General features: G+C 59.0%; 14 protein-coding genes. 5 read left to right on the top strand and 9 right to left on the bottom strand.

What is annotated here, in order from left to right:
* Nucleotides 1-76 precede the first annotated feature (76 nt).
* The 7 genes from alaC to mshL all read right to left on the bottom strand — a co-directional run bounded on the left by alaC (nucleotide 77) and on the right by mshL (nucleotide 10842).
* Nucleotides 77-1270: an alanine transaminase gene (alaC, locus tag HQL56_09755; GenBank protein MBF0309801.1), complete on the bottom strand. Its 1194-nt coding sequence runs from the start codon at nucleotides 1268-1270 to the stop codon at nucleotides 77-79.
* Between the two features lie 208 nt (nucleotides 1271-1478).
* Nucleotides 1479-1718 (bottom strand): hypothetical protein, encoded by a 240-nt coding sequence (locus tag HQL56_09750; protein ID MBF0309800.1) that lies wholly within the window; start codon nucleotides 1716-1718, stop codon nucleotides 1479-1481.
* 191 nt (nucleotides 1719-1909) lie between these two features.
* Nucleotides 1910-3142 (bottom strand): type II secretion system F family protein, encoded by a 1233-nt coding sequence (locus HQL56_09745; GenBank protein ID MBF0309799.1) that lies wholly within the window; start codon nucleotides 3140-3142, stop codon nucleotides 1910-1912.
* Between the two features lie 11 nt (nucleotides 3143-3153).
* A complete protein-coding gene (locus HQL56_09740) occupies nucleotides 3154-4803 on the bottom strand; it encodes a type II/IV secretion system protein (protein MBF0309798.1) in 1650 nt (549 codons plus the stop codon).
* Between the two features lie 116 nt (nucleotides 4804-4919).
* The gene (locus tag HQL56_09735) at nucleotides 4920-7961 is read right to left on the bottom strand and encodes an AAA family ATPase (GenBank protein ID MBF0309797.1); all 3042 of its coding nucleotides are present in this window, start codon (nucleotides 7959-7961) and stop codon (nucleotides 4920-4922) included.
* Between the two features lie 128 nt (nucleotides 7962-8089).
* Nucleotides 8090-9142, bottom strand: a complete 1053-nt coding sequence (locus HQL56_09730) for a tetratricopeptide repeat protein (GenBank protein MBF0309796.1) — start codon at nucleotides 9140-9142, stop codon at nucleotides 8090-8092.
* Entirely contained in the window at nucleotides 9139-10842 is a 1704-nt protein-coding gene (mshL, locus tag HQL56_09725; GenBank protein ID MBF0309795.1) for a pilus (MSHA type) biogenesis protein MshL, read from the bottom strand. Before mshL ends, HQL56_09730 begins: the two co-directional genes overlap by 4 nt.
* A gap of 423 nt (nucleotides 10843-11265) precedes the next feature.
* Here mshL and HQL56_09720 point away from each other — a divergent pair, with 423 nt between their 5' ends.
* The gene (locus HQL56_09720; GenBank protein MBF0309794.1) at nucleotides 11266-12264 is read left to right on the top strand and encodes an ankyrin repeat domain-containing protein; all 999 of its coding nucleotides are present in this window, start codon (nucleotides 11266-11268) and stop codon (nucleotides 12262-12264) included.
* A 55-nt stretch (nucleotides 12265-12319) separates the two neighbouring features.
* On the opposite strand, the gene HQL56_09715 is transcribed toward HQL56_09720, so the two are convergent.
* Together HQL56_09715 and HQL56_09710 are read right to left on the bottom strand one after the other, a co-directional pair.
* A complete protein-coding gene (locus HQL56_09715; GenBank protein ID MBF0309793.1) occupies nucleotides 12320-13615 on the bottom strand; it encodes an adenylosuccinate synthase in 1296 nt (431 codons plus the stop codon).
* A gap of 51 nt (nucleotides 13616-13666) precedes the next feature.
* Complete coding sequence (locus tag HQL56_09710; protein MBF0309792.1) at nucleotides 13667-14977, bottom strand: nucleotide sugar dehydrogenase; 1311 nt, start codon at nucleotides 14975-14977, stop codon at nucleotides 13667-13669.
* 211 nt (nucleotides 14978-15188) lie between these two features.
* Between HQL56_09710 and HQL56_09705 the strand changes: the two genes are divergently transcribed.
* Genes HQL56_09705 through HQL56_09690 form a run of 4 tightly spaced genes read left to right on the top strand, consistent with a single transcriptional unit; the run spans nucleotide 15189 to nucleotide 19123 of the window.
* Complete coding sequence (locus HQL56_09705) at nucleotides 15189-16667, top strand: mannose-1-phosphate guanylyltransferase/mannose-6-phosphate isomerase (protein ID MBF0309791.1); 1479 nt, start codon at nucleotides 15189-15191, stop codon at nucleotides 16665-16667.
* A gap of 11 nt (nucleotides 16668-16678) precedes the next feature.
* Nucleotides 16679-17287 (top strand): hypothetical protein, encoded by a 609-nt coding sequence (locus HQL56_09700; protein ID MBF0309790.1) that lies wholly within the window; start codon nucleotides 16679-16681, stop codon nucleotides 17285-17287.
* Nucleotides 17265-18083, top strand: a complete 819-nt coding sequence (locus HQL56_09695; protein MBF0309789.1) for an SAM-dependent chlorinase/fluorinase — start codon at nucleotides 17265-17267, stop codon at nucleotides 18081-18083. The genes HQL56_09700 and HQL56_09695 overlap by 23 nt, the downstream gene beginning before the upstream one ends.
* Nucleotides 18080-19123 (top strand): glycosyltransferase family 1 protein, encoded by a 1044-nt coding sequence (locus tag HQL56_09690; protein MBF0309788.1) that lies wholly within the window; start codon nucleotides 18080-18082, stop codon nucleotides 19121-19123. The genes HQL56_09695 and HQL56_09690 overlap by 4 nt, the downstream gene beginning before the upstream one ends.
* Nucleotides 19124-19250 lie beyond the last annotated feature (127 nt).

Genomic DNA, 19250 nt, shown 5'->3' with positions numbered 1-19250 from the left:
CCGTCTTGCGCCTTGCCAGGAACCAAAATCTGGCAAATGTCAACACGCCCTAACACCTTACCCATCCGTCCATCGGTCAATGGCTGATGTCAGCCCCGGCATGCAGGAACTTCTTGACACTGCGAATGGCCTGCCGGGTACGATTTTCATTCTCGATGAGAGCAATGCGAACATAGTCATCGCCGTGGGCCCCGAAACCGATGCCCGGACTGACCGCCACCTTGGCCTCCTTGAGCAGCAGCTTGGTGAATTCCAGCGATCCCAGCTTGCGATGCTCCTCGGGAATGCGCGCCCAGACGAACATGGAGGCCTTGGGCCGGTCAATCTCCCATCCGGCCCGGGAAAGTCCCTCCAACAGCACATCGCGCCGGTTCTCGTATATCTGGCGGATCTGCTCCACACACTCCTGGGGACCGTTGAGGGCGATGGCCGCCGCAATCTGGATGGGCTGGAACATGCCGTAATCCAGGTAGGACTTGATGCGGGACAAGGCCTTGATCAGCCGGGGATTGCCCGCCGCGAAGCCCACCCGCCATCCGGGCATGTTGTAGGTCTTGGAAAGGGTGTAGAACTCGACCGCCACATCCTTGGCCCCGGGAACCTGCAGAATGCTGGGGGCACGGTAGTCGTCGAAACAGATTTCGGCATAAGCGATATCGGACAGCACGATGAGATCATGCTCCTTGGCGAAAGCCACCACCTTTTCATAAAACGACAAGTCCACCACCATCGCCGTCGGATTGCTGGGAAAGTTGATCACCAGGATCTTGGGCTTCGGCCAGGTACCCTGTACCGCTTTGGTCATCTCTTCGAAAAAGTCGTAACCGGGACACAGGGGAACATGGCGAATATCGGCCCCGGCCAGGACAAAGGCGTACATGTGGATCGGATAGGTGGGGTTGGGCACCAGCACCGTGTCACCGGGAGTGGTAATGGCCAGAGCCAGGTGGGAAATCCCCTCCTTGGAGCCGATGGTCACGATGGCCTCGTTGTCCGGATCGAGATCCACGTCGAAGCGGCGTTTGTAATAGCCGCAGAGGGCCTTACGCAGGCCAAGGATACCCCGCGACAGGGAGTAGCGATGGTTGCGCCCCTGCCCCGCCGCTTCCACCAGCTTATCCACGATATGCTGCGGAGTCGGCTGATCCGGATTGCCCATGCCGAAGTCGATGATATCCTCCCCCCGGTTGCGGGCGGCGGATTTCAGCTCGTTAACCACCGCAAAGACATAAGGGGGGAGCCGTTTGATCCTGTAGAATTCCTCTTCCATGCTCATCCAGCCATCGGCAAAGGTCAAATGGAGAACGTCCTGGGCTGACTGTAAGAAGGGAAGGGCCTCCTGTCAAGAACCCCGCCGATCTTTACGGCGATTGTTCCTGTCAGGAGGCATTTTCAGGCTGGGAGGATGGAGGATACCGCCCGGATCCGATGACCGCACTGGTTTCGGCCATCGGACCCGTCCGACCGGCTTTCGAAGACTACTTGGGGGGTGCCGGAACGATCCGGCCCTTTTCCACGGAGCGATCGGAGATATCGATCTTCACGGCTTCCGCAGCAAAACCCTTTGCCCGGGATGCAACCATTCCGGTAGCTTCGAACGTCTTACCCTCCATGGCTTTCGGCACCTTGTTCGCCGATTGCTTGATCCTTCCCATAAGTTGATTTTCTGACTGAGAAGCCTTTCCATCATTAAGATTTATTACGAATGATGTTGACATGGACTTACTCCTTCCCTTTGTGAAACGGAAGCTCCCAAACCCCTGGCCCACGGTACGGGAACCAGTACCACGCACCCATGGTTCTGGAGTCTTCTGCGTCACTCTTTTCGGCAGAAACGGATGGAAACTTTAACAAAAAAAAAGGGCTCCGACAGGAACCCCTTTTTAAGAATGACCTGGCCGCCGAAGAACTACTTGCCGACGTTGCCAACCAGCTGCATCAAGGGATAGAACATGGCGACCGCCAGAATGGCGAACAAGGTTCCGCCGATACCCAAGACAATCGGTTCGACGATGTTACTGATATTCTTCACGATGCTATCCATGCGGGCCTGATAGTCGCGGGCGATGTAGTCGAGCTGCTCGCTCAACTGACCGCTCTGCTCACCCACGCCGATCATGCGGACGATAAAACGGGGAAACATCTCCACGCTGCTGAAGGCATCCTTCAAAGAGATACCCTGCAAAATCTGCTCTCCGACGTATTTCAATTTGTACTTGAAGACTTCGTTGGGCAGGGAGGTACTCAAGACGTTGAGGCAGTGCAGCACATCGACTCCCGACCTCAACATGAGACTTAAATAGGCCGTGATGAAGGCCAGATTAAATTGCACCAAGACCAATTTTAATACTGGCAATCTAAGCTGAACCTCATGAACCACCTTTCGGAAAGGTTGATATTTCTTGGAGGCCCAGGTGATACTGGCGATCGTGGTGAAAAGTCCGACCACGATATAGAGGCCATTATCGAGAATCCAGGTGACGGTCGCGATGGTGATCGTGGTAAACGGCGGCAGGGTCACCTTCATGGCGATAAACAGCTTCTGCATGGTCGGCATGACCGAAATAACCCAGAAGAGCAAGGCCCCCAAAACTGCCATCAGAATGATCGTCGGATAGGTCAGGGCCTTCTTCACGTCTTTGTAGATCTTTTCGACCTTGATCTCATGTTCGGAGGCGTCCCGGATGGTACGGTCCAAACTGCCGCTCTCCTCACCCAGACGAAAGAGGAAGGTCATGGTATCGGGGAAAACCCGAGGATAGGCTCTGGCCGCCTCCGCCAGGGTCGCGCCGCCCTCGATGCGCATGACCAGCTCCTTGCCCACCCGGGAGAGGGTGGGGTTTTCATGCTCCACCACCGCATCCTTGATGGCGCTCAACAAGGGCAAACCGGCCTTGAGCATGACGCTGACGTTGTTGAGGGCTTCCGCCAGCTCAGTGCGTTTGACCGGCTGCTCGAAAAAGCGGCTGACTCCCGAGACGATTGCCGTCAAATAGGGATGCACCGGTATGGCATAAACAACGATGCCACCCTTCGATTCCAGGTAGTTCGAGGCCGAAACCGGGCTGTCGAAAGGTAAATTGATCAGGCCGGTCTTTGCCTTGCCCTCTTTTTCGATGAGCTTGTAATGAAAGAGTGCCATGATAATTCCAGTTAATAACCGAGGGCCCGAACCACTTCCGCAACCGAAACTTCTCCCCGCTTGACCTTGGTCAGGGCGGAGTGTTTGATTTCCCGGAAGCCATTTTCCCGCGCCAGTTTGATCATCTCATCCTGGGTGGCATCCTTGCCGATCAACACCGCCAGCGCGGGGTCGCTACGCAAGACCTCGTAGATCAGGGTTCGGCCATAAAAGCCTGTGTTGTGACAAGTCTCGCAGCCTTTGCCACGATAGAGCACCTTGATGGTCCGATCCCCGAGATAGTCCAAATCCTCTTCGCTGGGGCGATACTCCTCCTTGCAATGCGGGCAGATCTTCCGCACCAGCCGCTGGCTGACCACACCAACCAGCGAATCGGCCAGCATGAAGGAAGGCACCCCCAGAGAGCGGAAACGGGGCAGGGCGCCGAAGGCGGTGTTGGTGTGCAGGGTCGACAGCACCAGATGGCCCGTTTCGGAGGCGGAGATGGCCGTTTCGGCGGTCTCCTTGTCACGGATTTCACCGACCAGGATCACGTCCGGGTCATGGCGCAGGAAGTGACGAATGGCGCTGGCGAAAGTGTATCCCGCCTTGACGTTGATCTGGGTCTGCCGCACCAGGGGAATGCGGTATTCGATCGGGTTTTCGACCGTCAGCACGTTCTTTTCCGTCAGGTTCAGGGCGCGCACCGCCGCGTAGAGGGTGGTGGTCTTTCCCGAACCGGTTGGACCGGTCAAAAGTACGATGCCGTAGGGTTCGTTGAAGATCTGGGTCAGCAGATCGATATCGGCCCGGTCAAAGCCGAGCTGCGCCATACCCATGAAGTCGCTGCGCATGGGCAGTAGGCGCATCACCATGTTTTCGCCGTAGGCGCTTACGGTGGTGGAAGTACGAAAGTCGTAGTGGTTGTTGAGGATGGTGGCCGAAAAGCTGCCGTCCTGGGGCAGACGCTGTTCGGCGATATCCATGTCCGATTTCATTTTGAGGTTGGTGATCAGGCGGCGGAAGTTCGGCGGCAGCGCAAACATGGCCCGCATCACACCGTCCACCCGGAAGGCGACACTGATCGAACGGTCCATGGGCCGGATGTGAATATCCGAGGCACGGTTTTTCACGGCCAACTGCAACAAGCCGTTGACGAACGGTTCCACCGAGCGGACATCGTCGACATCGGCACTCAACAGCTGAATCTCCCGTTCGATCAACTTCTCGACCGGGTTTTCCAGGAAGTAGTAGAAGTACTGGATGGCATTGTGCAGTTTGCCCCGCTCCCCCTGGAAGAAGACCGGTTTCAGACCGGTATTGCGGGAGATGAGACGCTCCAGACTATCCATATCCTCGTTGGCGGCAATAATCTCGATTTTGCCGTCGCCATGTTCGATGGGCAGGAAATGGTTGGTCAGGCAGAGGTTCATATTGAACAGACGCAAGGTCTGGTCCTTGGGACGCACCTGATCCACATCCCGGTAGGGCCTCTTATCCTGATCGGCGATGGTCGTGGCCACGTCAAACTGGGAGACGAAACCCAACCTCTCCAGAATTTCACCGACCTTTTCCCGGGTGATCTTCTGGTCCTGCAGGGCCAGTTCGATGTGTGCCGGCGTGATGAGCCCCTTCTCCTGCAACAGCACACCTAAAGGCTTACGTTTTTCCGGCTCGGCCATGTTGTCCTCGACAAAGGAAGATCAGAATAACGGTTACGACACATCCACTTCCGGTCGATGCCGGCATGCCGGTTTGTTCCCACCGGAAAAGCGTGTCGGAGACGATACAGCATCCACTATTGTGGCACTTCTTTCAAAGGCCAAATCTGTAAAACAATGCCATCCAGGGCAAATTGAGCTTGCAAGTTTCGGGCAATTTCTTCAGCTTCCTCGCGGGTTCGATAGGTCCCGACTCTCACGGCCACCCAGGGCGGTTGTTCCGGAAGCTGGGCCAGCACCGTTTGCATGAAACTGGCGTAGCCCCCCTCCTTCAAACGCCTCAGCAACGGGCGAGCATCCTGTTCCTGGGCGAAACTGCCCACCTGAACGGTCCAGGGATTCTCCTCCCGCAACTCCTGGACCGGGGAAGCCTTGTCGGAAGTGCTTTTCCCCCCGCCCTTGCCAGCGGCATGCGGCGCTTTGGCCGCCAATCGGCTCAAGAAAAACTGGGTCGCGGCATCGGCCACGCCCGTCGGCTCCAGGCCGGATTTTTGCTGGAAGGCCCGCACCGCTCTCATGGTACCACGCCCGACGATATTATCCACTTCCTGATCATAATAGCCGAGCTGTTTCAACTGACTTTGCAAAAGTCCGATTTCCGGCCCGGATGCGGCGAAGTGGAAGGTTTCGACCCAGAAAGGGGCTTTCCAAAGCAGCAAATGGCGCATTCCCAAACCCGGAACCTTCCAGGGGAGGGTCCGATACTCCCGACTGACTTCCGCTGAGGGATGCGCCAACACCACCAGACGCAATGCCGATGCGGCGCCGATTTGCCGGGCCACACCTTCCAGCCAGCCGGTCTGCAGGGCCAGATGAAGCGCCGGAGCCAGCGACTCCACTCCATAGTCCTTCATGAACGCCACCACTTCGTCCGGAACCCGGGCCGTTCCCTCCTTGACAACCAGGATGCGCGACTCCTCGCGAGCTGCCTGCAGCTCTTTCCGGGCCTGATCCAGTCTTTCCCGGGCCTGAGTGATCTGGAGATCGGCCTCTTCTTTGACACGACGCAACGACTCTTCCCGTGCCGCATCTTTTTTGTCGACTGAACCGCCCGCCTGTTCCATCTCCTTCGTCGCCCGATCCTGGGCGGTTTTGGCCTGGACCAGGGCTTTTTCCGCCTCTTCCTTCAGCCGGGCCAGCTCCTGCTCTTTCCTGCGCAACTCCTCTTCCCTGCGGCGGCTCTCCTCTTCGGCCTTCTTGCGTCCCGCTTCGGCCTGGGCAACCACCTCTTTGGCCTTTTCCTGCTCCTGGGTCACTTTGGCTTCCAGGTTCACCCGCGACTGCTCCGCCTCCTGGCGAGCCGTCTGCAGCGCCGTTTCGGCCTCCTGACGTTCCTGAGCCAGCTTGCGCAGCCTTTCGGAGGCCTCCTTTTCAACACTCTCCAGGCGTTTGCGGGTCTCTTCCCGAGTCGCTTGCAGCGAATCCAGACTCTGTTTGGCCTGGGCCAGATCCTTCTCCATGGCCTCTTTGGCCTGACGCAACGCTTCGGCTTGGGCTTTGGTCTCCTGCTCCTGCCTTTTGGCGCTCTCCTGAACCTGGGTAAGCAGCTTCCGGGTCTGCTGCGACTCTTCCCGGGCCGCTTCGCGGGCCTTGTTGGCCTCTTCCAGGGCGAGAGCCTGTTCCTTGACCTGCCGCTGCATCAGGTCCAAAGCCCCTTCGGCGCGACGAGCCCTCTCTTCCGCACCCGCCTGAGCCGCAAGTGCCTGATCCAATGCCTGCCCCTGCAAGCGCACCCGTTCCTCGGCCTCCTGAATGGCCCGGCTCTGCTGGGCCGCCTCCTGTTCCGCCTTTTCCCGGTTGGCGCGGGCCTTGGCCAGGGTCACCGCCTGTGCCTCCACCTCGGTGGCCGTGCTGTTCCTGGACTGGGCCGCTTCCGTCAAAGCCTTGGCTTCGGCGATGCGAGCCCGGGCCACCTCTTTCAAGGACTCCTCCTGCGCCGCCTTCACCTCTGCCAACTGCTTGTTGGCCCGATCCCGAGAAACCCGCAGTTCCGAAACCTCCCCCTGAATTTTTTGACGCAACTCCTTGGCGGCAACGGCCTCCTTTTCCGCCTTTTCCCTCTCCTGACGAGCCTTTTCCAACTCGCCGCGAGCCTGCTCCAGCACAGCCCGACTCTCCCCGTCCGGCTTGCCACCACCGCCACGGGATATGTGCACGGCAAAAATTATCGCCATCAGCCCCAGGGAGAGCCCCACCAGCGCCAACCCATGGCGCTTCCAGTGACTCTCCCATGATTTCTGAGGCACGCGCAGTCCAACCTCCTGAGCCACTTCCCGGATCAACTTCGGACCAAGAGCATTGGTTCCGTAGGCGAACAGGCCGTACAAACAACGATCCATCAGGTTGTTGATCTGCCGGGGATTGCCCTGGGTCAGTTTGTGCATCAAGTGGAAACCGCGTTCGGGAATGGTAACCGAGCCACTCCCCCCCACGGAATGCAGTTTGAAATGAATGTATTGTTTCAGCTCGTCCAGATTATAGGGAACCACCTCGCCATGCACGACAATTCGGCTCTTAAGCTGCCGGAGTTCGTGCATGTTGAGCTTGTCCAACAACTCCGGTTGACCAATCAGGAGGATTTGCACCAGTTTTGCCGCATTGGCCTCGAAATTGGATATCATGCGTACCAGTTCGAGGCTTTCCAGATTGAGATTTTGGGCATCGTCAATCAGAATGGCGCAATTGATCCCCTGAAGGTTCTTCTCCAACAAGAAGTTGTTCAAATCCCCCATCAATTTGGACAGCGAACTGCCTTCGGGAGCCTCCAGGCCAAAATCCCGGTTGATCTCCGCCAGAAGTTCAGCACCCTGAACAAAGGTGTTGAAAACCAGCGCCGTCTCGACACGGGTCTCCTCAAGGCTACGCAGTATCCGACGACTGATGGTGGTCTTGCCGAGCCCCACCTCGCCCGTCAGGATCATGAAGCCCTTGCGGGTTTGAATACAATGGAGGATTTCAGTGATGAGGGTATCGATACGCTGAGGAAGAAAAAAATTTTCAGCGTCAGGAGAGACCGGGAAGGGATTTCGACTCAGCCGTAAAAAATCAAGATAGGCCTCACGCTGCGCCTGTTCTGCTTTCAACGTTGCTCCTGCCTGGATGATAGTGCTTTCGATCATGACTTCCCGTAGCGCCTCTTGGCAGACAGGAGCGCCTCGCGAAGCCTGGGCATTTCGAACGCCGCATCCACCTGACGAATGCGGCTATCGCTTACCGCAACCGAGCTGCCAAGATGCCGGAGGAATCCTCAATGCAGCCCGATCAACAGACGGCGCAACCGCTCGTTTCCGGGATACTGGCCAAGCAGCCCCTGAATACGCTTGCGGGCTTCCTCTCTCCGCCCCGTCTGAATTTCGACCATAACCATATTGGTACCGGCTTCCAGATTACCCGGCTGCAGCTTCAGCACCTGTTCCAAATAGGGGTAGGCCTCCTGATAGCGCCCCTGGGAAATCATCCAGAAGCCCCTCATATTGAGGAGGAACGGGTTGTCGGCTCCACGCTGTTTTTCCAACTCCACCAGATGCTTTTCGGCTTGCCCGAGCTCGCCGCTCTGCACGCTCTTGAAAAAGAGGTTGACCAGTTTGGCGGAATGTTGAATGCGTTCAGCGACTTTACGCTTGGCGTCGCTTTGGGTTCCGCCCTCATCGCCACCTGTCGAATCATCGGCCAACTTGGAACCACCCTCCTTGGAGGGTGCCTTGACCGGCTCGCCCGCATCCGGTTTTTCCGCGGCACTCTTTGCGGCGGGCTTGCCCTCCGCCTGGGCCGTTTTTCCGGAATCTACAGCCGCCTTGCCGACCTGAAAAGGTACGGGAACCTTCTTGGGTTCACCCGCCAGCAGAGCCAACACATCCTTAGCCTTGTCGCCAGAAGCCGGTGAAGCCTTGACCGGCGTTTCGGCGGCAGGCTTGCCGGCAGCCACGGCAACCGCCACGGCCAAGGCCTCGTCGACGGGTCCGGGCGGAGCGGCTGGGGACTGAACCGTTGGAGCGGCTGCAACAGGTGCGCTTCCGCCCTCGACTTTTGTCGCAACCGGCCGAGGTTGCACTGCTTGAGGAGGTGCAGCCGCCGCAGTTTCACCTCTCAGAGCCGCCGCGCTATCGGATTTGCCGCTCACCTGGTCGAAAAGACCCATCTTCCAGGACGCCCCTCCGGCAACGACCGCCAGAACCAGCAACCCAGCCGAGATTTTGGTCTTCAGGGAAAGTCCCTCTTCACCCAACCTTCCCCCCCCGACGGCACCCCCTCCGGGCATCCCGGAGCTTGCCTTGTTCAAGGCACGAGACATGACGCTCATAGAATCGATACCTTCAGCATGAGGACCAATTCACGGGAGGCTTCGCGTTCCGAATTGTTGGTGAAAACACGCCCGAAAAACGGAATTTCCGAAAGAATGGGCACCCCCGAACGGGAAGTCGATTTACCCTTATCAATCAACCCGCCCAGCAGGACCGTATCGTTGTTGCGCAACTGCAACGTGGTACTCAGCTCCTTGAGGTCGACCTGAACCAGGGAGACTTTTCCAGTCCCAGCCCCTCCGACGTCCTGGGGAACAAGCGAAGCCGAATCCACCGCGCTCTGAATGGGGTGGATACTGAGATTGATGGTGCCGTCATCTCCGATGAAAGGAACCACGCCGATCACCAAGCCGTTGAATACCGTATCCGTTGTCACGTCCGAGGTAACCTGGACATTGGTCCCTGTGCCGTTGATGGTCACTTTCTGGTTGCGCACATAGGTCGAGGTCTGCCCAACGCTGATCATAGAGGGCTGGCCGTGTTTGGCGCGCAAACTGGGATTGGAAAGAACCTGCACGTTGCCATAAGTCTTGAGCAAATTAACAACGGCGGTGCCGGTTGCAAAAGCGTAGGCAGCGGTGGCCCCGGCAGTTGCAGTGCTTGTCCCCACCGTGATGGTCGGTGCCGTCGTACTGCCCCCCTGTTTCAGAATGCCGTCTGCCGTAAGAGGAATCGCTCCACCGAGGGTTACACTCCGGCTGGCTCCATACGCCAGGGCCAGATTGTTGCGCAACGCCACCCAGTCCACACCGGCCGAGAAGGCGTCACCAAGCTGCACCTCCATGATCCGGGCTTCTATAAGAATCTGCCGGTTCAGCACATCCTTATAGCGATTGATCAAACTGGTCACCGTTTTGACCACGGAGGGTCGGGCACGCAAATAGAGGGTACCCGACATGCGGTTGATGTTGAAGGTTCCCTTACCCTGGACAACACCGGCGACTATAGTTTCAACCACAGAATAGGGATTGTTGTTCTGGGGACCGGAACCGGTAATCGTAAACTTGCCCGACAAGGGTTGGTTACCCCCCGTGGCATTGCCACCGGCTCCCATCACATCACCGCCGACGGTGAAGCTGGATTGTATGTTGGACTCCAGGAAGTCCAGGTCAAGGGTGGCCTCCTTCATCAGGCCAACCCGCAACACGTTGCCGTTCACCGACCCGTCCAGGTCCGCCAACTCCAGAAGATACTGGAACACCTGAGCGGCATCCGTGTTATGGAAACTGACGCTGACGATGGGCGGATTCTGCAGCATATCCGGCTGCAGCAACAGGTTCATGCTGGTCATCTTGGCCAATGCCTGGAAGACGTGACGCACGTCCTCCCGGTCCATTTCCAAGGAGATGGTCACTCCTTCCAGAGGATTGAAGGAGGGTGCAACCGGTTCCGGCATAGGCGGCTGGGCACCACCTTTTTCCAGATCCCGCCTCAGGGCTCCCACGCGGTTTTCGAAGTACTCATCCTGACTGACGAGTGCCTTGTGGGTATCCTCCCGGATGGGAAGCGCCGCCACGTTCTTGACATCGCTGACAACCTCTTGGAGCACTCCCTTACTGGACTCGTCCGACTTGGACAGCTCCTGATGGGTCGCCTTCAGGTTGGACAAGGTGGTAGGGGTGTCTTTGGGAACGGATTCGCATCCGGCCATCACCCCAGTAGCCAGCATCAGACCAATCAGGACCCAACGTGATCTCATATATCTACCCCCAAGCAGGCAACCCGCCAACCATGGCTTTTTTACGCAGCGATTTCAGCACCCATTCGCTACTGACACTATCCCCTTGAGCCCGTTTCCCAGGCAGAACGACCCATCCCCTTATTTTACGGCCACTTCAACGGGGCACCACTTTCGCATCTATGAATAGACTGGCCAGCAAGATACCCTCTTTTCCATATAAGTGCAAAGGTCTATGGCTCCGTTTCGAGACACCCCCCTTCGGGGGGGCCCTTTAACGAATGCAACTCCTGAACCATTTTTCCCGGTAACTGCCGGCGCCAAAGCCGGAGCGTTACATCTTTTTACAAAATATTAGCGTTTCCTAATGAACCTTCCCCCTCCGCTCCGAGTCCATTCAAGGGTAAGGAGACGTTTTCCGTGTCCTCATACCAGGAGATCAAAATGAACAAATCAATTCTCGCTTCCTCCCTGATCGCCGGTTTATTGTTGACCGGTCCCGGCCTCGGCCTTGCTTCCCCGGCAGCTTTTTCCGCCTCCGAAGGGCATAAACTTTCCCTGGCCACTCTCGACGGCAATCTCCCCGAAATCCGTCGCCTGCTCGGGAGTGGCCTGCTGCCGGACACTGTCGGCATCGCCAACATGACCCCTCTGATGTGGGCCGCCGAAGAGGGCAACCGGTCGATGATCACCCTGCTTCTCGACGCCGGCGCCAGCCCGAAGGCCCGAAACGCCCAGGGATGGACAGCCCTGCACCTGGCGGCTCAGGAGGGTTACGGCGAAATCGTCGATATCCTTCTGTCCAAGGGGGCCGTGGTGGACGGCGCCACACGTCAGGGTGTCACCCCTCTCGACCTGGCGGTTCGGTACGGACGGCTTCCGGTAGCCACCCGCCTGCTGGCACTTGGCGCCTCGGTCAATCGCACCGATGTCCAAGGGCGATCTCCCCTGGCCTTGGCTGCCACCAACGGAGACTGGCGCATGGTCAACCTGCTTCTCGCTCATGGAGCCAAGGTTGATTCGACTGACCGGCGCGGCAACACTCCCCTTCTTCTTGCAACCGAACAGGGACACGACGAAACCGTGACGATTCTGCTTCGTGCAGGCGCCAGGGTGAACCAGGTGGACCGAAACGGCTCGACCCCTCTGACTCTGGCCGCCCAAAGGGGCTACACCCAAATCGTTTCGGCCTTGCTGACCTGGGGCGCTTCGGTGAATTCAGCGGACGAAGACGGCTGGACCCCTCTCCTGCACGCCGCCTTGAGGGACCAACTGGACAGCGTGCGCCTGTTGTTGCAGGCCAATGCGGAGGTGGGCGTTCGGGATCGGAAGGGAAATTCGCTGTGGGACCATCTGCGCGGTAAGGCCACTCGGCTCGGCAACGGCGTCGCCCGACTGATCGCGGCCCACTCCGGCCAACCGGTGGCAGAGCCGAACACATGAACACGATCGATCCGAAGGACCCGGCACGATACCGGGTCCTTCGCCCACCACTATTTCAGCCTTCGAAGGGGTCTCTCAAAACGATGGTATCCCGCCGATCCTGGCCGGTGGAGACAATCACCACCGGAACCCCCACCAACTCTTCGAGCCGGGAAAGGTAGTTGCGGGCCTCTACCGGCAGTTGTTCCATCGAGGCGCAACCCTGGGTGGTTCCCGACCAACCGGGCATCTCTTCGTAAATCGGAACGCACTGTTCCAGCACGGAGATATCGCTGGGCACCGTATCCAGTCGCTGGCCGTTTCGGGTATAACCGGTACAGATGGAGAGCCGCTCCAGGCCATCGAAGACATCGAGCTTGGTGACCACAACCCCGTCCAGACCGTTGACCCGAGCCGCATGGCGGGCCACCACGGCGTCAAACCACCCACACCGCCTGGCCCGACCCGTGGTCGCACCGAACTCATGACCGACCCGACTCAAATGGGCCCCGATATCGTCATGCAGTTCCGTAGGGAAGGGACCACCGCCCACTCGCGTGGTATAGGCCTTGAAAATACCCAACACGTAACCGACCCGTCCGGGCCCTACCCCGGAACCGCTGGCCGCATTGGCCGATACGGTGGTGGAAGAGGTCACGTAGGGATAGGTTCCATGTTCCACATCGAGCATGGTTCCCTGGGCCCCTTCGAAAAGAATCGACTGCCCCGCCTGCATGGCACGATCCAGATAGAGACTGACATCGTCCACATAGGGGGCCAGACTCTCCCCCATGCGCAGATAATCGTTGCGCACGGCCTCGAACTGGAAGGTTTCCGCGTTGAAGTAGTTTTCCAGCATGAAGTTGTGGAAGGCCAGATTCTCTCTCAGCTTGGTCTCGAAGAGTTCCCGATTGAACAGATCGCCCACCCGGATGCCACGACGGGCCACCTTGTCTTCGTAGGCCGGTCCGATGCCACGCCCGGTGGTGCCGATTTTGCCCTTGCCCTTGCGTTTTTCCCGGGCCAGATCGAGGGCCTGATGATAGGGAAGGATCAGATTGGTCAGGGGAGAGATCTTCAGGCTGGAGCCACTGACGGAGACGCCCATATGGGCCAACTCCTTGATCTCGTCAAGAAGGGCCAGGGGATCCAGGACAACCCCGTTCCCGATAATACAGGTCGTTCCGGCATGTAAAATACCGGAAGGTATCAGATGGAGGATATATTTCTTTCCATCTATCACCAGAGTATGGCCTGCATTATGTCCACCCTGAAAACGCACCACCACCTGCGCCTTTCGGGTCAACAAATCGACAATCTTGCCCTTTCCCTCGTCTCCCCACTGACTCCCGACTACCACCACGTTCGCCATGCCTCACCCGCCTCTTCTTCTAGCCGTTGCGTTTGATCCCCAAACCAACCATCAGGCCCGCCAGATGCGATTTCCGTCCGCGACGAAGCGTCCCCGCGCATCCACGATCAGCCTGGCTTTCCGACAGATCAAATCCCAGTCGAACAGGTCATGATCGGTGGCCACCAGCACACAGTCATAGCTGGAAACATCCTCCCCGACCGCCACGGACTGTTTGCGAAAATCATAAGCCCGCGTCGCCCGCAGCGAGGGAACGTGGGGATCGGCATAATCCACCTCCGCTCCCAATCCCAGAAGCCGCTCCATCAGCAACAGGCTGGGCGACTCCCGCATATCGTCGACGTTCTTTTTGTAGGCAATGCCCAACAGCAGAATACGGCTGCCTTTGACCGGCTTGCGGTGGTGATTCAAGGCGTGTATCACCTTGTGAATCACATAATCCGGCATCGAGGTATTGACCTCTCCGGCCAGTTCGATGAACCGGGTGTTGATGTCGTATTCCCTGGCCTTCCAGGTCAGATAGAAGGGATCGATGGGAATGCAATGCCCACCCAGACCCGGTCCGGGGAAGAAGGGGGCAAAGCCGAAGGGCTTGGTCGCCGCCGCCTTGATCACCTCGAAGATATCCAGCCCCATGCGGTCCGCCACCATTTTCAACTCGTTGACCAGGGCGATATTGACCGCACGATAGGTATTTTCCAGAATCTTGGTCATCTCCGCCGCCGCTGTGGAAGAGACCGGCACCACCTTCTCGATCACCCCGGAATAGAGAGCGCACCCCACCTCCAGACAGGCCGGAGTGGTTCCCCCGCAGACCTTGGGAATGGTATGGGTGGAAAATCCCTTATTGCCCGGATCCTCCCTTTCAGGAGAGAAAACCAGGAAAAAGTCCTCCCCGATGCGAAAACCCCGTTTTTCCACCGCCGGGCGCAACAACTCCTCCGTGGTGCCCGGATAGGTGGTGCTTTCCAGGGAGAGCAGACTGCCCGGTGTCATGTGGGGCAGAACCGCCAGGGTGGACTGCATCACGAAGGAGAGATCCGGCTCCCGGTTGCGATTCAGGGGCGTGGGAACGCAAAGCAGAACGGCATCAACCTGAGAAGCCAGGGAAAAGTCGCTGGTGGCCCGAAAGTTCCCGGCAGTCGCCTGGGCCGGCAGCCCCGACACATCCAGATGGGCAATGTAGCCCTCTCCCCGGTGCAGCATCTCCACCTTGCGCTCGTCCACATCGAAGCCGACGACCCGGAAACCCACTTCGAGAAACCGGAATACCAGGGGCAACCCCACATAACCGAGACCGACGATGCCCACCACCGCCCGGCGATCGGCGATCTTCTGCAACAGCGTCTTTTTCCAATCCATGACATCCATCCTCTTGGTGCGGAATGGCCATTCCATTCATGGGAACAAACGATCCTCCACAGCGCTAAGCAGGGTAACTCACGCGACGAAAAAATCATCGGAAAAATCGTTATTCCATCCCGGAAGCACCGTGGTGTCTTGACCTGTGCGCTCACGCCACGCCAGACTGTCCCCCTGACCGTCGAAACCACAGGATTTACGGAGAGAGGCCTTGTTCATTCCCGTCATCTTGAGCGGAGGCTCCGGTACCCGGCTCTGGCCTCTTTCCAGGGAACACTATCCGAAGCAGTTCCTGCCGGTTCTGGAAGAACACTCCCTCTTTCAGAGTACGCTGAAACGCACCTCCCATATCGCGGGCATCTCCCCGCCTCTGTTGGTGTGCAACCAGGGGCACCGCTTTCTGGTGGCGGAACAGGCTCGCGACGCCGGGATCGAGCCGTTGGGCATTCTGCTGGAACCCGAGGGACGCAATACCGCCCCGGCGGTCGCCACAGCGGCGTTGCACCTTGCGGAACGCTTTCCGGATGCCCTTCTTCTCGTGTTGCCCGCCGATCACGTCATCGGGGACGAAGCAGCCTTCCAACAGGCGATGGATCAAGCGGCAACCACCGCGTCCGCCGGTTATCTGGTCACCTTCGGCGTGGTTCCCGGTCATGCGGAAACCGGCTTCGGCTATATCCAGAAGGGGGCTTCCCTGCCCGCCCCGGCTCCCGACACCGCCCGAGCCATCGCCCGCTTCGTGGAAAAACCCGATCTCCCCACCGCCGAAGCCTTCCTGCAAAGCGGTCAGTTTTTGTGGAACTCCGGCATGTTCCTCTTTCCCATCGGCCTCTTCCTGGAGGAGATGGCGCGTCACGCCCCCGAGGTGCTTCGCCTCTGCCGGGATGCCCTCTCCACCGCGACCCGTGATCTCGATTTCATCCGCCTGCCACGGGAACCTTTTTTGCACGTGCCCTCCATCTCCCTCGATCACGCCCTCTTCGAGAGGACCGATCGGGCCGCCGTGGTGCCCCTGGCCGCCGCCTGGAGCGATGTCGGCTCCTTCAACTCCCTCTGGGGAGTGGACCGGCGAAACCCCTCGGGCAATGCCGTGCGGGGCGATGTGCTGGCCATGGACACCACCAACTGCTACCTGCGCAGCGAACACCGTCTCCTGGCCACCCTGGGTTTGAACAACATGGTGGTGATCGAAACCGGCGATGCCGTCCTGGTGGCCCCGATGGACCGGGCCCAGGAGATCAAGCGACTGCCTCAGGCCCTGCGGCAACGCGCCCGCATGGAGGCTGTTTGCCACCGTGTGGTCTATCGCCCCTGGGGACACTACGAAACGATTTATCGCACCGAACGCTCTCAAGTGAAACGCATCACCGTGAAGCCCGGGGCCGAACTCTCCTTGCAAATGCATCACCACCGGGCCGAACATTGGGTGGTGGTCAAGGGCACCGCACGGGTAACCCGCGGACAGGAAACCTTCATCCTGACGGAGGATCAATCCACCTATATTTCCCTGGGCACCCATCACGCCCTGGCCAATCCGGGCCTCATCCCGCTGGAGGTCATCGAAGTCCAGACGGGAAGTTACCTGGGTGAAGACGATATCATCCGTTTCCGGGACCGCTACGGGCGCACGGAAGGGGCTGCTCCTTCCCACTCCCCGACGGTGCCAACCCCCGACGACTCGAACCTTTAGGAGCGATATTCATGCATGATCCCAAAAAGGGAGGCAACGGCGCCGATTCCTCTCCGGAAGCGGGAGGCGAACAGGCCCCTCGCGGCGAGGAGAACTGGACCCTGCTGTCCAATCTTTCCTTGACCCATTCCCGTAACGGTCATTGGGAAGAGGCCTTCCAAACCCTGATCCGCATGGCCGCCCGGGAGAAGGATCCCCGCGCCAACCAGGCCCTGGCCCAGGCCGTCTGGCTGGGTTTGAAAACCGAAATCCCCGTGGCCGATTTGACGGCGGTACTCTTCCGGATTCTGGTCCGCTTCGGCCCGAGTCACGAAGTCTCCGGCTCCATCGTCGCCATGGCCAACCTCCTCAGCCGCCACCGCACCCCCAATCATCCGGAGCGGGCTCTGGCCATGGCCCATGTGCAACAGATGTTCGAATACCTTCAGGTACCGGACCCCACTGTGGACAATGCCGCCTTTCAGAGTTGGATCAAGGAGCGCAAGCTCGATGATCCGGACCATTTCATCTCCGTGGTCATGATCGTTCTGGAACGCATGGCCGGAAACGAATGGTGGATCGATCGGGAGAGTGTCGAAGAGGATCTGCGCCAGGCCAATGAGCAACGCATCCCCTCCTGACAGGGCGGCAGGTTATCCGCCGATCGTACTGCTCACCGATTTCGGCCTCCGGGATCCCTATGTCGGAGAGGTCAAGGGGCGTTTGTACGCCCTGGTTCCCGGAGTGCCCGTCATCGATCTCTGTCATGACCTGCCCCCCTTCGCCATCAGGACGGGTTCCTGGTTGATCGGGCGCTGCCTGCCGCACATGCCCCGCCGGGCCTTGTGGCTGGGCATCGTCGACCCCGGCATCGGCAGTTGCCGCCGCGTGCTGGGCCTCTCCCGGGGAGAGACCCTCTTTATCGGTCCCGACAACGGCCTTTTCTCTTCACTCTTCTGTCAGGAAGGTATCCGGGTCTACGCTCTGGATGCCCTTCCTGTTTCGGGGGCATCGCGGACCTTTCGCGGACGGGACCACTTTCCCCTCCTCGCCTCCCGGTTGCTCCACGGCACCCCCCTGGAAGAACTGGGCTCTCCCGTCAGCGATATGGTCAGGCTGGCGGATGCCGGCTGGCGGGTCATCGACGGGGGTTGGGAGACGGAGATCATGCTGATCGATCACTTCGGCAACCTGATCACCGCACTGCCGGGAGAACACCTCGGAGGAGAAACATTGCGCTGCCAGGTGGGCAACGGCTCCTGTCGCGGACTGGTCGACACCTTTTCCAGTCTGCCACCGGGGGAAGCGGGATGTCTGATCGGCAGCTTCGACACCCTGGAAATCGTGGTCAATCAGGGCAGCGCCGCCGACCGTTTCGGAGCCCGCCCCGGAGACACCCTCCGTGTCACCCTCGAAACGAACCCCGAGGTCCCATGAAGGTCGGCATCGAGCATCTGCGTCGGCACGGGGTCTATTTTTATTTTCACGAAGGCAAAACCACCTTCTTTTCCCATGCCGCTCTGGCGCTGGCCGCGGGTTTGGCGCGACGCGGCTTCCCCCTATACAGCAACATCCTCTCCCCCACGTTCACCAACCGCTCCATCCACGCCGTGGGAGAGTGTGTCTACATCTTCGCCATTTCCGTCGTTTCCCCCGAACTGGTCAAAATCGTCGAGGCCTACCCCACGCCACATAAATTGATCCTGTGCATGGCCGACAACGTCAACGACCTTTTTCCCGAAAGCGATATACTCTGTCTGGTCTCCCATGAAAACCGCTTTCTGAAGATTACCGGCAATCGTTATCCCTGGCCCTTCGGCCTCTCCGCCGAAACCGAGCGGCGCACCCGCGCCATCCCCCAGGGACCGGCCCGACGACCCGTCCTGCTGCGTAATTTCCGACCTTCGCTCTCCCAAGGGCTGCGCCACGCCCTGGACTTGAGCTTCGTGCCCCTTCTGGAACGTCATTTCACCGTGGACCGCAACCTCTCCCCTTCGACGGGCAATCTCCAGGAGAGTGACCACTTTCAGGAGGAGCATTTCGCCCGGCTGGAATCCTCTTTGGGTTGTCTGGCCTATGGCGGCGACTTCTTCGTGGACTACACCAAAAGCCCCTATTTCCGCAACATGCGAGCCAAGTTCGCCAACTTCCGCTTTGAAAAGGAGCCGGTGGTTTTGCGGTGGGACAGCTTTCGCTTCTGGGAGTCGCTGGCGGCGGGATGTCTGACCTTTCACCTCGACATGGAAAAATATGGCTTTCACCTGCCTGATAGGCCGGAAGGGTGGCGCCATTACATTCCCATCGATCTGGAAGATCCGGTGGGATGTCTGAACCGCTTGCTGGAGGAAAAACCGCGCTGGGCCGAGATCCGGGAGAACGGTCGGGAATGGGCCCTGGCCCGCTACGGCGTGGACGGTGTTGCGGAGCGTTTCCTGCACCTGCTCTCCGGAGAGAAGGGCGGCAATCGATGCGATTGAACACCGCCCATCCTGGAATGTTCCGGTAGCCACGGGGAACCAGATGGGATTCCCCACCCGGTCCTGGTTTGACTAGGGCGTGTTGACATTCACCATCTTTCGGCCCCTGGCCGCGTTGCAATCCGGT

The organism is Magnetococcales bacterium (assembly GCA_015231925.1).
GTDB lineage: Bacteria > Pseudomonadota > Magnetococcia > Magnetococcales > JADGAQ01 > JADGAQ01.
This window is presented reverse-complemented; position numbering and strand designations above follow the sequence as displayed.